Below are 15,117 nucleotides of genomic sequence, written 5' to 3'. Positions count from 1 at the left end.
TGGGTCCCCGGGGTTACCCGGAGGTTTCAGGGAAAAATGGGTTGTGTTGACGCTCGTGCCAAACGGTGGTCAAGGGACCGTGGCCTGGCAGCAGAATCGTCTCAGCAGGCAGCGTCAAGATACGGGTTTTGAGCGCGGATAACAGGCTCCGGTAACCGTCCGGCGACATGGATCGTCCCGTCGAACCGGCGAACAGCGCGTCACCCACCGCGCAGAACCCGCCGACCCGGTAGCTGGTTCCCCCCGCGGTATGGCCCGGAGTTTCAATCGCAGACAGCGTGATGGACGGGCCCACCGCGATCGTCGTCCCGCCGTGCACGGCCAGATCAGGCGCCTCGCGGTGGTGAGCCCTATAGGTCGAACCTTCCGCGTGCGGAACCGCCACCCTCGCACCGGTCTGAGCCTTCAACAGCGCTGCGCCCTCCATGTGATCGCGGTGACAATGTGTGAGGACGATCCAACGGAGCATCAATCGGCGGTGGAGTACGGCCTCAAGGGCGTGGATCGGTTCGTACCCCGTGTCCACCAACACGGCATCGGGCGCCCCCGCGTGGTGGATCAGATAGGCGTGGACGGGATAGTCCCTCATCAGGCCGGTCAGGGTTTCCACGCGCAGCGGTTGGTCGGTGCTCTGGACCCCGATGGTGGGTTGCCCGCCCCCCTGCTGGATGGTTAGAAGCCTCCTGGGATCAAGGCCCAACACGGAGGCCAACGAGGTTAATTGGGCTGAAGTCGGCGATCCGGCTCCTGACTCCCATAGCTCCATGGTTTCAAAGGAAAATCCGGTGGCAGTGGCCACCTGGGAGATGGAGAGCCCGAGGCCGATCCTGGCCTTTTGCACAATATCGAACCAGGCGTCCTCTAACTGAAGATCAGCTTTCACAACGGGCCCAGGTATCGGGGGAATTTGTTTTTATTGACGGATGTCAAAGCTTTCTGGTACTATCACTCGGTTTATCGTTCATAAAACTACTCAAGGAAGGAGTGTTTTAGTATGAAGCTGGTCAATGCCACCGCGATCGGGGATACCCATATCGTTCTTTCTGAGCCGTTGCCCAAGGACGCGGAAGAAATCACGATTCGAATCCGGTTGGCGACTCCGGCTCCTTCGCGGCCGGTGGTCGAGTTCGCGAAGCAACACGGCTAGTTGCTTTCGGAACGGCGTCCCCTCGTTTAGCCGGTCCCAACCTTAGATCTGTCCGTTTCTGCGGAAACCCTTCGCCGCGTGGCCGTTCCACGACGCTCACGGCTGACGCAGGATCGTGACTTTTTTCATGATCACGGGTGTGAGCGGGCGATCACGCCCGTCTTGGCTACGCGGTACTGTCACAATCTTCGACACCACCTCCTGCCCCTCAACCACCTCACCGAAAATGGTGTGACGTCCGTCCAGCCACGGGGTGGGCTTGACCGTAATGAAAAACTGACTGCCGTTCGTTCCCGGGCCGGCATTCGCCATCGAGAGCCGCCCCGGGCGATCGTGTTTCAGGTCCGGTGAAAACTCGTCGGCGAACTGATAACCGGGTCCCCCGGTGCCGTCACCGCGGGGGTCCCCCCCCTGAATCATGAAATCGGGGATCACGCGATGAAACGTCAATCCATCGTAGAACGGACGCTTCACCGTTTCCCCGGTTTTGGGATCCCGCCATTCCTTGGTTCCCTCGGTGAGCCCCACGAAATTGGCCACGGTTTGGGGCGCTTCCTTCTCAAACAACCGGCAGACAATCTTCCCCATCGTGGTCTCGAATACCACGTACGTACCGGGTTTCAGTTTCTTGGCTTCGGCCTCCCCGGTCTGGCCCGCCAAGACCATTCCGGCGACCGTGGTGCCGATCACCACCCAACTCAACGCCTCCATGCGTCCTCCTTCTGTGTTCGACTGTGAGTGTACGTCCGTGCCGTGGTCTGTTCCAGGGACACGGTTACCGTTCCTCCTCGGCGGTGTCGGGATCCACGGCAACGGGTGTGGCGAGTTTCCTGGCGACGGTGAGGAACCCCGTGTGGGCGACCATCCGGAGGGCTGGCCGGACGCTCCGGCCTTCGATGTTCCACGGCCGCTGGAGCGTTTCGAAGGATTCGATCATGCCAAACGCACCGCTGCCCTGGAGCGTTTCGACGACTTTGACGACCTGGGGGACGGTGGGAAGGTACGAGACGAAGATTCCTCCGATACGCAGAGCGCGGACCGCCTCCGGGACGACCCGCCAAGGCTCCGGGAGGTCCAACACCAACCGATCGACGTTTTGTTCCTCGATCCCTAAGGTAATGTCTTTTCTGTGCAAGACGTGGTGGCCGACCTTGCCGAGATACAACGAAATATTCTCGAGCGCCCGCGCCGCAAAATCGTCTCGAATTTCGTAGGACCCGACCCGACCGGTCTCCCCGACCGCGCGCAGCAGCGTCATGGTCAGTGCTCCGGACCCAATCCCGGCCTCGACCACGGTGGCACCCGGATAGATGTCGGCCCACAGGAGAATGGAGGCCAAGTCCTTGGGGTAAATTACCTGCGCGCCGCGCGGCATCTTCATGATGTACTCGGCGAGCGTGGGTCGGATCACCACGAACTTGGTGCCCCCCGACAGGGTCACCGCAGAGCCGTCCTCAAGGCCGATGAGGGCGTTGTGGGGGATGGTCTGGCCGCTGTGTTGGTAGGTCTTCCCTGAACGAAGCGTGACCGGGTACACGCGGCCTTTGCGATCGACCAGGTGAACGCGCTCACCGTCCCGAAGGGTCAACGTGCAACCTTGAGGGTGGCAATGAGCCGGCAATAGCTGCAGACCTCGCCGGTGCTCGGCTGGCCGCACGACGCGCACTCACGGAGATCGGGAGTGAGAGGGGTCAATTGCTCGCGCGCCTTCTGGCGGTCCAGAAACTGAAGGTAGAAATGGTGCTTGGTGCCCGGCGCTTCGGCCTCCAGGCGATTGAGGACGTCTTTGTACAGCAGCAGTTTGGAGCCCTGGCTGTTGGGGCACTCGTCCACGATATAGTCGATCTTCTGCAACACCGCCCACGCCGCGATCTCCCGCTCTGCCAGACGATAGAGCGGCTTCACTTTTCGAACGAGCTTGGGATGTGAGCTGGGTAGCGCCGGCGACTGTTTCTCCAGGTAGTCCTCCTGCCAATGGAGCACGTTCCCCAGCAGGCGCGCGGCCTCGTCGTCCAGATTGTGGCCGGTGGCCAGGACCGGGAACCCGTGTTCGGCGGCGATGGCGTTCATGTTGTAGCGCTTGATCACGCCGCAGGCGGAACACGCGGGTCGGTGAAGCGTTGCGGCCATTTCCGAGATGCCGAGGCCGTGTTCTGTTTGCAGCGCGTGGGTGACGAACGGCAAATTACGCGCCCGCGCAAACGTCTCGACCTTGCTTCGGGATATTTCGGAGTAGGCGCCGATCCCCAGGTCAATGTGCAGCCCCATCGTGCGGTAGCCCAGACGGGTCAGGATCTCCCATAACACGAGGCTGTCCTTGCCCCCGGAGACCGCGACGGCGATGTCCTCATCGAGTCCGAACATGCGATCACTCTTGATCGCCCGGCGGACCTGCTCCAGCAGGTAGTCGTCAAAGCAGGACGGGCAAAACGCGCTATTGTGGCGGGGCAGTCCAATTACCGCTCTGGACGAGCACTTACGGCAACGCACGGCTCTCGTCACCCTCCCGAAATCACTGGTCTGACCTCGATCGTATCGTCGTCGCGCACGACTTCGTCCTCAGGGATCAGTTCGTCACCGCGAATGACGAGCACGGTGTCGGCCAGAAGATCGAGCTCGCGCAGCACCTGGCCGACCCGCTTGGGTCCCTTGATGGTCACTTCGCGCGCGGGGTGGTGTAAAAGGATCTTCATGGCCCGCATGATACGCAAAACGCCCGGGACCTTCAACTCACGAGCCCGTCCAGGAAAGGCCATCTGCGGCGTTGAGTCAAGGAGCCCCGGCCGCCTCACCGTCTCGGCGGCGCTCGTAGCACGGCGCTCCTTCTTCGTCGCGCCACTCGCCCCACGTATGCACCCAGTACGCTGCGCTGCTTCGCCAAGCGAGAGGACCGTGGCATCTACAGCGCCACAGAGTGGCGCGGAGCGCTTTCCGGTTCTCGCTCCGCCTTGCATCTGGCGCTTTCCTGAACGGGCTCCGCCTTCGCGGGTGACTCAGACGGTCTCCTAGTGCTCGACCGCAGCCGTTTTAGTGGTCCGCCGGAACAGCGCGACCACGCGCTCCATGCTGACGTAGAACGTGGGGGTCACGTACAAGGTCAGAAGCTGAGAAAAGACCAGCCCGCCCACCACCGCGATGCCGAGCGGCCGCCGCGCTTCAGCGCCCGCGCCCCAGCCCAACGCGATCGGCAGGGTGGCGACAATGGCCGCGGCTGTCGTCATCATAATGGGACGGAAACGGATCAGCGAGGCTTCCACGATCGCTTCCTGGGGAGACACGCCTTTTTCGCGCTGCAACTGTAGCGCGAAGTCGACCATCATAATGCCGTTCTTCTTCACCAGTCCGACCAGTAGAATGAGGCCTACAAAGCTGAAAATGTTCAGCTCCTGGCCGAACACAAGGAGCATCAGCAACGCCCCGAACCCGGCGAACGGCAGGGCGGTGAGAATCGTGAGCGGATGCCCGTAGTGTTCGTAGAGGATCGCCAGGAGCATGTAGATGACCAGAATCGTGATGCCCAGGAGGAGCGGCAATGTGCGGAAGGATTCCTGAAAGGTTTTGGCGCTTCCCGCGAACGCGGTGCTGACTCCTGCCGGCAACTCCTCGCTTGCGATGCGGCTGACGATGTCCGTTGCCTCGCCGATCGAGACCCCGGGCGCGAGATTGAAGGAGAGGACCACGGCCGGCAACTGCCCGTAGTGGCCCACGGACACCGGGCCCACGCTGCGGCGCAGGGTCGCGACCGCCTCGAGCGGGACCATCCGGCCCGTGTCGCTCTGGATGGACAGGAGCCGCAGGGCGTTGATGTCGGACTGAAACTTCCGGTCCAGTTGCAGAATGACTCCGTATTGGTCTGTGGGGCCGTACAGGGTGCTGATTTGCCGTTCTCCATACGCGTTGTACAGCGCCATCTCGATTTGCTGCGGTGTCAAGCCGAGCGCCGCTGCCCGGTCGCGCAGGATGTCGACGCGGATCTCGGGGTTTCGCAGCTCCAGATCCGAGTTCACGTCCTGGAGAATCGGCAACTGGGCCAACCGGGTTTCCAGCCGTTGCGCCGGCTCCAACAATGCGGCGAACTCATTGCCCTGCAGCACGAGTTGGTAGTCGCTGGAACTGATCATCCCTCCGATGCGGATCGCCGGCGGGTTCTGCGGGACCACCCGAAGCCCCTCCACGGCCTGCAGCGCGGGCCGCAGCTCCTGGATCACGTCGTCGGCAGTGGCGGTCCGTTCGCCGCGCGGCTTGAGCCGGATGATCACGCGCCCGATGTTGCTCCCGCTGACGCCGCCCCCGCCCTGGCCTGCCGACGCCATGACGGTTTCCACCGCGGGGTGTTGGCGAATGATCACGGCCGCGCGAAGCTGGCGGTCGACCAGGTCCGCGAACGTCACGCCCTCGGGCGCGCGGCTGCTGCCGAAAATCACGCCCATGTCCTGCCGCGGGATAAAGCCCTTGGGCGCCCACTCGTACAATGCGATGGTCAAGATCAGCACCCCGGCCGAAGAGACCAGCATCAACCCGCGGTGGCGCATGGTCCACTGCAAGCTCGACCCGTACCGGCTCCGTGCGGCTTCGAAGAACCGCTCGAACCAGGCAAACGCTCGTCCCTGGTCAGCGGCGGATCGCAGAAACAGGCTGCAGAGCATGGGGGTCAACGTGAGGGAGATCGCGCCTGAAAACAGGACCGCGACACCGACCGTGACCGCGAACTCGAAAAAGAGCCGGCCCAGGATCCCCGGCATGAACACGATCGGCAGGAACACCGCGGCGAGCGACAAGGTCATCGACAACACGGTGAACCCGATCTCCCTGGTTCCTTCGAGCGCGGCCTGCATCCGGCTCTTGCCCAGCTCCATGTGGCGGCTGATGTTTTCGAGCACCACAATGGCGTCGTCGACCACGAACCCCACCGCGAGGGTCAGCGCCATCAACGAGAGATTGTTCAGGCTGAACCCGAGCAGATACATGGCTGCGAACGTGCCCAACACCGAGGTCGGCAAGATCAGCGCGGTGATGAGGGTCGCCCGCGCGTTGCCCAGGAACAACAGAATGACGAGCACGACCAGCGTAATGGCCAAAACCAACGTGAGGTTGACTTCATGGATCGAATCGCGGATGAACTCCGAGCGATCGTTGAGCACGTGGAGGGCGACGCCGGGCGGCGCTTCGCGCTCGATCTCCGGAAACATTGCGCGGATGGTTCGGGCAATGTCAACCGTGTTGCTCCCGGGTTGGCGAAAGACCGCCAGCACGATCGAGCGGTCGCCGTTGAGCCAGCTTCGACGGTTGAGGTCCTCCACGCTGTCCTCGGCGCGCCCGATATCCGAGAGCCGGACCGGCATCCCGCTTTCGTACGCCACCACCAGGTCGTTGAAGTGCTGCGCCTGGCCGAGCTGGGCGGAGGACTTGACCGTGTAGCTGCGCCCCGCGCCCTGCAGCGTGCCTGACGGGAGGTTGCTGTTGGCCTGCTGAATCGCGCTCACCACGCGGTCCAGCCCCAGGCCGCGTTGCGCAATGGCCTCGGGGTCGAGGTAGATGCGCACCGCATATTTTTGCGACCCGAAGACGAGTACCTGGGCCACGCCGCTGACTTTGGACAGCCGCTGCGCGATGTGGGTGTCCGCGAACCGGTCAAGCTCGGGCAGCGGAAGCGTCTTGGCGGTGAGCGCCACGTACAGAATCGCAAAGTCCGCGGGATTGACCTTGCGAAAGATCGGGGTGTCGATGCCGTCCGGGAGCCGTCGCATCGCGGTGGCGATCGCGTTCTGCACGTCCTGCGCTGCGGCGTCGATGTCGCGCGACAAGCTGAATTGTAAGGAGATGCGCGTGGACCCGCTGTTGCTGACCGAGCTCATGGAGTCGAGTCCCGCAATCTGGCTGAATTGGCGCTCCAGGGGCGTGGCCACGGTCGCGGCCATGGTCTCGGGGTTGGCTCCCGGCAGGTTGGCCGTGACGGAAATCGTGGGGAAGTCCACGCTGGGGAGGTCGTTGACCGACAGGCTCTGGAACGCGATCCACCCGAACAACGCCAGGGCGCTGATCAACACCGACGTGGCCACCGGACGTTCGATAAATGGGCGCGAGAGATTCACGGCACGCTCGGTTTGTTGACGGTTACGACGCAGGACGGGCGTCCTGCGCGCCCGCGATCTGCACCGCGACCCCTTCGTTGAGTCCCTGCGGCACCTCGGTCACCACCGCGTCTCCGCGTTGCAGGCCCGAGGCGATCACGACCTCCTGCCCGATCTGGCGCGAAATCTCCACGGGTCGAATCGCCACCCGACCGTTCTCGATCAGGTAGACGAACGGACCCTCCTGACCCGCCTGCACCGCCACTTCCGGGACCACCACGGCCTCGGGTTCGACCGACAGGATCACGCGGACATTGACGAATTGCCCCGGCCACAGCGCCTCGGTCGGATTGGCCACGCGCGTCTTGAGCAAGACCGTCCCGGTCTGCGGGGTCACTGTGTTGTCCACGAACACGATCTTCCCGCTGGACACGGGTGGTGTGTTCCGCGTGGGGCCGACTTCCACCCGCATCGTCGAATCGTTGCGGTAGCGACGGATCTCATCGAGTTGGCGTTCCGGAATGCTGAACGTCACCAGAATCGGATCGAGCCGGTTGATGGTGACCAGCGTGGCGCCGCCCGAGCCGGTGGAGGCGGTCACGAGGTTCCCGGGTTTGACGCTCACCGCGCCCGTGCGCCCCGAGATCGGCGCGTGGATCCGGGAGTGTTCGAGTTGAATGCGCGCCTGCTCCACTGCGGCGCGGTCCGCTGCCACCGTGGCTTCCAGGGATTTGGCGGACGTGACCGCCACGTCGTATTCCTGCTGCGTAATGAATTCGCGCGCCAGCAAGGGCTCGAGGCGCGCCTGCTGCACCTTGGCGTTCTCGAGCTGGGCTTCATCCCGCGCGAGCGCGGCGAGCGCCTGGTTGTATTGTGCCTGATACGTGCGGGGGTCGATCTCGAACAGCAGTTGACCGGTCTTGACCGTGTCGCCTTCCTTGAACAACACGGACTCGAGCACGCCCGAGACCTGGGCGCGCAGGGTCACGCTCTGCTCGGGTTCCACGGTGCCGGCCGCCTCGATCACCACCGGCATGGGTTTGACCACGGCGCGGACCGCCTGTACGCGCAGCGCCGCCCGGCCGCTGTTGGGCCCGCTCTGATTGGAGCGGGCAGACGCGGGGTGCTCCGCGCTCTGCCAGTACCAATACCCGGCGGCTCCGACCGCCACCACCGCGACCAGCGCGATCATGGCCCTGTGCTTCATGGCGTTCCAGCGAGCGATGGTACGACATCGTTCACGCCCACGGCGTAATCGAACCGCGCCAACGCGGTGAACCAGTCAAAGTAGGATCGAATGCGTTGCACGCGCGCATCGGCCTCGTCCTGCTGCGCGGTGATCAGGTCCAGGATGCTGCCGTACCCCTCGCGGTACCGCGCCAGTGTGGCTTGCGCAGTCTGTTCCGCGGACTTGAGCTGCGCTTCCGCGCTGGTGATGCCGCTCGCCGCGGTCTGCACGTCGTAATACGCTTGCCACACCTCGAGCTCGGTTTGCCGACTCACGGTATCGCGGGCCGCCTCGGCTTCCTCGGCCTGGTCGCGAGCTTGCCGCGTGGCATACGTGTCGCGAAACCCGGAAAACAGCGGGACGCGCAGGATCAGCGACAGGCTGTAGCCATCAACCGTGGGTCGATCGCCGGTGAACGAGGTGCTGCTGGTGTTGGCGGTGAGGTCGATCCACGGCCACGTAGAGCGGGCCGTGGCATCGGCGCTGGACCGCGCGGCTCGGGCCTCGGCTTCCGCGGCAATCAGATCAGGGCGGTTGGCCTTGGCCCGATCGAGCACGTCCGTGATGGACACGGTGAGTTCCTGGATGAGCGGCGGAGCGAATTCCGTGTCGACCGGCAGCGCCGAGCCCACCGGCATCCCCACCGCAGCAGCCAACCGGCCCTTGGCCTTGGCCAGCTCGCCCTGGCTTTGCGTGAGATTGAGCTGGGCTTGCGCCACCTGGGTCTCGGCGCGGTATACGTCCGCCACCGTGGCCAGGCCCGACTCGCGGCGCTTCTGCGCGGCCTCCAGCGCGGTGCGGATGTTGCGCAACGACAGCTCGTTCGCTTTGACCAATGCATCAAACCCAAGCAGTAGGTAGTACGCCTGTTCCACCTCCAACGCCACGTCCTGCAACACGCGATTGTGCGTGAGGTTTGCCGCGAGCCTGGCGTACTCCGCGGCCTCGATGCGATTGCCGCGGCTGCCGAAGTCGAATAAGAGATAGCTCAAACTCACGGTCGGGCCATAGCGCGTCTGCCGCGGCGCGGCCGTCCCGCTGCTGGAGACCTGCTCGCTCTGGATGCGACTGTACTGCGCGCTGATCTCCGGCAACCAGGCCGCCTCTTCCACGCCGACTCCGGCGGCCGCGGCGCGCGCCGCCAGCCAGGCCTCCCGGGTCCGGGGGTTGTTGCGGAGCGCCAACTCCGTGAGCTCGGGCAGGGTCCACTGCCTGGTATTGTCGAGCGATTCCACCACCTCGGGCTCCGGGACCTTCGGGAGCGGCTCTTGGGGCTTCCACGGCACGCCCGGCGTGGGCGCTACCGCGGGATCCGAGCCGAACGGATCAAACCACGAGGGCGCTGCGCTGACCAACATCGGCGGCACGAGCAGGGTCGTCACAACAGGCACCAAGAGGATATGGGGTCTGGCGAGAATACGAGTCCTTTCGACAGCCGGCCCTGACACGAAAGCCGATAACCGAGGCCAGCTTACCATAGGGATACGAGCGGGAGGGCAATAGTCTTCGACCACTCACATGATACGGAGAAGCAGGTCTCAAGAAAAGGCGACTGCCAGACGCGAGGGCGATGCTTGATAGACCAACAGGGTTGAGGTGGGTGCGGGCGGAATGAGATGCGGCGAGTGGGCGCCGAGCGGATGTTTCAAGCAGCGAGAGGCGACACCCGGCCTGACGGTTAGTGCGCCGAATGCAAGCTTACTTGCATTCCGTACGGCCTGGTCATCGAAATGACACACATTTATGATATTGACTTACTAATTGCCAATATGTAAGCTTACAAGCATTTGGTAGGAGGTGATGCTGCAATGGAGACGGCATACGTCACGAGCAAGGGCCAGTTGGTGATTCCGGCCAAAATCCGCCGCCAGTACGGCATCAAACCGGGCACCAAAATCCTGTTCATCCAGCGGAACGGGGAACTGGTTTTTCAGCCAGTCACCAAGAACTACATCCGCAGCGTCTGCGGCATGCTCACGAGCGACACCTCGGTGACCAAGGAGCTGCTGGAGGAGCGGGCCAAGGATAAGGCGCGGGAGGAGACCAAGGTTGCGAAGCACGGTACTCGATAGCTACGCGATCCTGGTCTTTCTGTTCAGGCAGGAGGGCCACGAAAAAGTCCTGGCGCTCCTGGAAAAAGGCGCGGAGGCGGACAAGAAGGCCTTGGTCGCGGCGCCGAACTGGGCTGAAGTTCGCTACATGGTCGAGCGAAAGGCAGGCGCGAATCAGTGGCTGCAGACGCGCACCAAACTCCTCGGCCTCCCCATCGAAATTGTTCCGGTCGATCAGGACCTGGCCGAACTCGCGGGCGAGTTCAAGGCTACGCGCAAGATGTCCCTCGCCGACTGTTTTGCTGCCGCGCTGGCGAAGGACCGCAAGGCGGATCTGTATACGGGTGATCCGGAGTTTGCCGGGGTGGAACGAGAGATCAAGATCGTGTGGCTGTAGGAAAACCAAATTTCTGATCGACCACCGAGCTTTCAGGAATGCGACCCGTAACTGCGACGCGTTCACGGAGAAGGGACGTGAGCCCAGCAGCGAGCACAGTTGACCTGCCGAGCGCAGATCGCTATACTCCGACACCTTGATTTTGTAGGCCGCAGCTACGCAAGCGCGGTTGGGTCCCATCGTCTAGTGGCCTAGGACGCTGGCCTCTCACGCCGGAAACACGGGTTCGAAACCCGTTGGGACCACCAACGACCCTCGACCTGGAGATTGTACCTTGGCCGGAGACCAGACGGTCTTCCTGATCAGGTCTACTCCACCGCACCCGAACGTCAACGAGGCAAGTCTGACCCCCCGCTGCCTTTCGGACGAATCACAAATCACAAGTCTGACCCCAGGCGGGGTCCCCTCGTCGCAACTGATGCCCAGGGACGACAAAGCAGCGCGACCGTCACGTTTATCCGGGATACGGTGGTTCCTCTCGTCACCCTCACCGCGCCGCCGGATACCGTCGTCAACACGCTCACCACCACCATTACGGGCACCGTCGATGACTCGACCGCCACCGTGCGCCAGGACTTTTTCGGCGAGCTCATCCCGGTGACCGATGGGGCCTTCACCATCACCCTGCCGCTCGACAACGAGGGGGACAACTTCTTCACCATCAGCGCCCGAGACCCTGCCGGCAATGTCGGGATCGTGGACCTCGACGTCATCCGGGATACCACGCCGCCCGAGGTGACCATCGCCACGCCCGGCGAGGGCAGCGCCGTGAGCACCCCGAGCGTCACCGTAGCGGGCACGATCACCGATCTCCATCCGGGAAGCGCCACCGTTGCCGTCAACGGCGGCGCGCCGGTGGCCCTCCCGCAGGACAGCGGGAGCTACAGCACGAGCGTCACGCTGGAGGACGGCCCCAACACCATTCGGGTGGACGCGATCGATGCCGCGGGCAACGTCGGGAGCCTGACGCGGTCGGTCATCCTCGACGTGACGCCGCCCGTGGTCCAACTCACCGCGCCGGCGGCGGGCACGAGTCTCACCGGCGTCATCACCATCACCGCCGAGGCCAGCGACGCCCTTTCGGGGCTCGCCCGCGTCGAGTCTCTGGTGGATGGGGTCCTCCAAGCCACACGGTTCGCGCCGCCGTTTACGTTCGAGGTGGACACGATCCAGGTGCCAGCCGGGAGTCACGCCCTGACCGCGCGGGCGGTCGATGGTGCGGGCAACGCCGCGGAGGCGAGCATCTCGGTGGAGATCCAGCCGCAGATCCAAATCGCGGTGACCGCGCCCGCTGATGGGAGCACGGTCCTGTACTCGCCGATCTTGGTGCAAGGCACGATTGTCGATAACTATGGGCCTGGGGAGATCGGCATCACGGTCAACGGCTACGTGGCGGAGACGCAGAGTGGAAAGTTCTCCGTGGATGGCGTGGCGCTGCCAGCCGGAGCCAACGCCCTGACTGCCACGGCCACTGATGGCGCGGGGGTCACGGCTGCGGCGGTGGGGAACGTCACGGTGGTTTCCGATCAGTCCAGCCCGCCCGTCACGCTCACCGCCGAATTCCCGAGCAATCTTGCGCCAGTGGCCGTGACGTTCACCGCGGACACCGCGGTGCCGAATCCGATTACCTTGTACCGAGTGGACTTTGAGGGCGACGGGGCCGTTGATTCCGTCAGTAGTACGTGGAACGGGCTCACGCATACCTATGCTGCGCCCGGGTTGTACATTCCGTCCCTCACCGTAATCGATAGCTCCGGGCAGATCTACAGTGCCGCAACCGTGGTCAATGTATTGGATGGCACAGCGATGAACGGATTGCTGCAAGCGAAGTGGCAGACCATGCGACAGGCGTTGGCGGCCGGGGACGTCGAGCACGCGGTCGCGTTCCTCGTAGGACCGAACCAAGACCGCTATCGACGACAGTTCCTCGCATTGACACCGTATCTGAGCCAGATTGCGGCGGACATGGGAGCCATTTCCGATCTACTAGCCCTGGACCCGTACCATGCGGAGTTCGCGCTCCGCCGGACAGAACCACAAGGGGAATTCTCGTACGGGCTGATCTTCTCGCGTGACGAGCAGGGGATCTGGCGGATTCAATGGTTCTAATGGCATCGGACGGTGAACAGGTAATGACACGGTGCCTGGCCTGGGGCACCGCCGGCCTTCTCACGCTCTGGATCGTGGTCAGTTTGCCGCGCCCGGTGTTTGCGGGTGGGGGCTGGGTCGTATATTGGGACGGCAGCTATCACGGTCAGGTGCTGGATGCTGAGACCAAGGCGCCGCTGGAGGGCGTAGTAGTCGTGGCGGTCTATCACGAATCGTGCTATCGGTTCATCCAAACCAACTCGAAAGAGATCGGTGTGCAGGAAGTGCTGACCGATGCTACGGGGAAGTTTCGGATCCCGGCCTTTTGGACGATTAGCACGCCGGATTGTTGGTATGAAGACACCGACTTTCATGTCTTCAAGCCTCGGTACGCGCCGTTCCCTCCGGGAGTTGACGGACCGGGTATTCCCACGTACGCACCATCAAATCCGAAATTGGATGTGTATCAGGAAATTTTCCGAGCAGGGGTAGTCCTTGAGTTACCACCCTTGAAAACGCGCGAAGAGATGGAGAAAGCCTATCCGTCAGGGCCATCGGTGTCTAATCGACTAGAAAAGAAATTGAAGAACTACTATAGGCTGGAAAATGAACTCCGGATATTGCTTGGCCACGAGCCATACAAAGGTGGGCCTCGGGCATGGCGTGGAGCAGGCCAATGAAAACCTTGTGCGTGACGGCTATGGGTCTTGCTCTCCTGGCTATATCAGGTGTCCCAGCTCCAGCTTTCGAAGTCGATACCCATATGGCGATCAATGAAAGAGCGGTCAGGGCCACAATTAACAGTTTTTCTCTCGATGAATACCTTAAGACCCAACTCAATTTTAGCAGCGGGGTTCTTCAAACTCTCGATGATCAAAGAGTCATCGATTGGGTACGCAAAGGAGGGAAGTTCGAGGATAACGGGCTCCGATTCTTTCATCATTTTCATGATCCCCTCAAGCCCTGGGATGCCTCAGGGTTCAAGGGACTATTCTCTTCATCTATTCTTTGGGGGCAGACGCAAGTGGGCGGTCAGAGCCTATTTGGCGATTGGTCGTGGCATGATGCCCGGGACTATTACTATCGTGCGTTGACCGCCGGGACTTCCGCCGAGCGTAAGCAGTATTTTGCCAAAACCTTCAGGGCGATCGGCCAGGTCATGCACTTAGCCGAAGACGTGGCGGGCTCAGTACATGTCGCAGCGGGGTAGAAGCGACATGACGCGATGCCTGACACAAAGTGCCGCCGGCGTGCTGACGCTTTGGCTGGTGGTCAGTGGACCGAGCGCGGCATTTGCGGGCGGCGGCTGGGTGGTGTATTGGGACGGCAGCTATCACGGTCAGGTGCTGGATGCTGAAACCAAGGCGCCGCTCGAAGGCGTGGTAATCGTGGCGGTCTACAACAAGTCGTGTTATCGGTTCATCCAAACCAACTCGAAGGCGATCGGTGTGCAAGAGGTGCTGACCGACACCACGGGGAAGTTTCGGATTCCCTCGTTCTGGACCATCAGCACCCCGGACTGCTGGTACGACTACACGGATTTTCAAGTTACTATAGGTTGGAAAACGAACTCCGGATATTACTTGGCTACGAGCCGTACAAGGCCGCTGGTCCTCGGGCATGGAGAGGAGGGGGCCAATGAGAAGATTGCACTTGATGGTTGCTGTTCTCGGATTCGTCGCTACGGCAGCCACCCCAGCGAAGGCGCCTTTGAGGTCGACACTCATAAACTCATCAACGAACAAGCTACTGTCCGTTCGATCGACGGGTTTTCATTGAACGCCTATCTTAAGAATCAACTCGTGTTTAGTCAGGGGTTCGACCAAACTATTGATAACAAAAGCGTCTTGCAGTGGATCATAGACGGCGGCAAGTTCGAAGATAATGGGCTCCGCTATCTTCATCACTTCCACGACCCCCTCAAGCCCTGGGACGCGGCGGGGTTCAAAGGGTTATTCTCCTCATCGATTCTCTGGGGGCAGACGCCGGTTGGCACGGGGGACTGCTTCGGGGTCGAATCTTTGTGCGCCAGGCGAAGCCTGGGAAAGGGGGAAGCCATGTAGAGCGAGGGTGGAAACCTTTCAACGGAACCCAGCAGGTAGCCAGCCCTGCCCGGCAACGGAAGGGCATCCAGC

The 15,117-nt window shown here is 62.5% G+C and carries 15 protein-coding genes and 1 tRNA gene; 8 read left to right on the top strand and 8 right to left on the bottom strand.

Annotation, left to right across the window (positions count from 1 at the left end):
• Positions 1-13: 13 nt before the first annotated feature.
• A complete protein-coding gene (locus AB1451_15445) occupies positions 14-841 on the bottom strand; it encodes an MBL fold metallo-hydrolase (GenBank protein MEW6684290.1) in 828 nt (275 codons plus the stop codon).
• A gap of 153 nt (positions 842-994) precedes the next feature.
• On the opposite strand from AB1451_15445, the gene AB1451_15440 reads away from it, so the two are divergent.
• On the top strand, positions 995-1,147 hold the full coding sequence (locus AB1451_15440; GenBank protein MEW6684289.1) for a hypothetical protein: 153 nt from the start codon (positions 995-997) through the stop codon (positions 1,145-1,147).
• A 96-nt stretch (positions 1,148-1,243) separates the two neighbouring features.
• On the opposite strand, the gene AB1451_15435 is transcribed toward AB1451_15440, so the two are convergent.
• The 7 genes from AB1451_15435 to AB1451_15405 all read right to left on the bottom strand — a co-directional run bounded on the left by AB1451_15435 (position 1,244) and on the right by AB1451_15405 (position 9,828).
• Positions 1,244-1,813 (bottom strand): peptidylprolyl isomerase, encoded by a 570-nt coding sequence (locus AB1451_15435; protein MEW6684288.1) that lies wholly within the window; start codon positions 1,811-1,813, stop codon positions 1,244-1,246.
• Positions 1,814-1,922: 109 nt separating this feature from the next.
• On the bottom strand, positions 1,923-2,735 hold the full coding sequence (locus AB1451_15430; GenBank protein MEW6684287.1) for a tRNA (adenine-N1)-methyltransferase: 813 nt from the start codon (positions 2,733-2,735) through the stop codon (positions 1,923-1,925).
• Positions 2,732-3,511, bottom strand: coding sequence for a TIGR00269 family protein (locus tag AB1451_15425; GenBank protein MEW6684286.1), 780 nt, complete (start codon positions 3,509-3,511; stop codon positions 2,732-2,734). The genes AB1451_15430 and AB1451_15425 overlap by 4 nt, the downstream gene beginning before the upstream one ends.
• Before the next feature lie 134 nt (positions 3,512-3,645).
• Positions 3,646-3,840: a MoaD/ThiS family protein gene (locus tag AB1451_15420; protein MEW6684285.1), complete on the bottom strand. Its 195-nt coding sequence runs from the start codon at positions 3,838-3,840 to the stop codon at positions 3,646-3,648.
• A gap of 312 nt (positions 3,841-4,152) precedes the next feature.
• Entirely contained in the window at positions 4,153-7,239 is a 3,087-nt protein-coding gene (locus AB1451_15415; protein ID MEW6684284.1) for an efflux RND transporter permease subunit, read from the bottom strand.
• Positions 7,240-7,261: 22 nt separating this feature from the next.
• A complete protein-coding gene (locus tag AB1451_15410; GenBank protein ID MEW6684283.1) occupies positions 7,262-8,410 on the bottom strand; it encodes an efflux RND transporter periplasmic adaptor subunit in 1,149 nt (382 codons plus the stop codon).
• Between the two features lie 11 nt (positions 8,411-8,421).
• Positions 8,422-9,828 carry a TolC family protein gene (locus AB1451_15405; protein MEW6684282.1) on the bottom strand — a complete coding sequence of 469 codons (1,407 nt, stop codon included), beginning with the start codon at positions 9,826-9,828 and terminating at the stop codon, positions 8,422-8,424.
• Positions 9,829-10,254: 426 nt separating this feature from the next.
• On the opposite strand from AB1451_15405, the gene AB1451_15400 reads away from it, so the two are divergent.
• The 7 genes from AB1451_15400 to AB1451_15370 all read left to right on the top strand — a co-directional run bounded on the left by AB1451_15400 (position 10,255) and on the right by AB1451_15370 (position 15,045).
• On the top strand, positions 10,255-10,518 hold the full coding sequence (locus AB1451_15400; protein MEW6684281.1) for an AbrB/MazE/SpoVT family DNA-binding domain-containing protein: 264 nt from the start codon (positions 10,255-10,257) through the stop codon (positions 10,516-10,518).
• The gene (locus AB1451_15395) at positions 10,496-10,894 is read left to right on the top strand and encodes a type II toxin-antitoxin system VapC family toxin (GenBank protein MEW6684280.1); all 399 of its coding nucleotides are present in this window, start codon (positions 10,496-10,498) and stop codon (positions 10,892-10,894) included. Before AB1451_15400 ends, AB1451_15395 begins: the two co-directional genes overlap by 23 nt.
• A gap of 172 nt (positions 10,895-11,066) precedes the next feature.
• Positions 11,067-11,142, top strand: a tRNA-Glu gene (locus AB1451_15390).
• Between the two features lie 220 nt (positions 11,143-11,362).
• Positions 11,363-13,003 (top strand): Ig-like domain-containing protein, encoded by a 1,641-nt coding sequence (locus tag AB1451_15385; GenBank protein ID MEW6684279.1) that lies wholly within the window; start codon positions 11,363-11,365, stop codon positions 13,001-13,003.
• Positions 12,994-13,662: a carboxypeptidase-like regulatory domain-containing protein gene (locus tag AB1451_15380; protein ID MEW6684278.1), complete on the top strand. Its 669-nt coding sequence runs from the start codon at positions 12,994-12,996 to the stop codon at positions 13,660-13,662. The genes AB1451_15385 and AB1451_15380 overlap by 10 nt, the downstream gene beginning before the upstream one ends.
• On the top strand, positions 13,659-14,192 hold the full coding sequence (locus AB1451_15375) for a hypothetical protein (GenBank protein MEW6684277.1): 534 nt from the start codon (positions 13,659-13,661) through the stop codon (positions 14,190-14,192). Before AB1451_15380 ends, AB1451_15375 begins: the two co-directional genes overlap by 4 nt.
• A 7-nt stretch (positions 14,193-14,199) precedes the next feature.
• Entirely contained in the window at positions 14,200-15,045 is an 846-nt protein-coding gene (locus AB1451_15370) for a hypothetical protein (GenBank protein MEW6684276.1), read from the top strand.
• Positions 15,046-15,117 lie beyond the last annotated feature (72 nt).

The organism is Nitrospirota bacterium (assembly GCA_040757335.1).
Taxonomy (GTDB): Bacteria; Nitrospirota; Nitrospiria; order 2-01-FULL-66-17; family 2-01-FULL-66-17; genus JBFLXB01.
The sequence above is the reverse complement of the archived record's forward strand: the minus strand, read 5'-3'. Positions and strand labels throughout refer to the sequence as shown.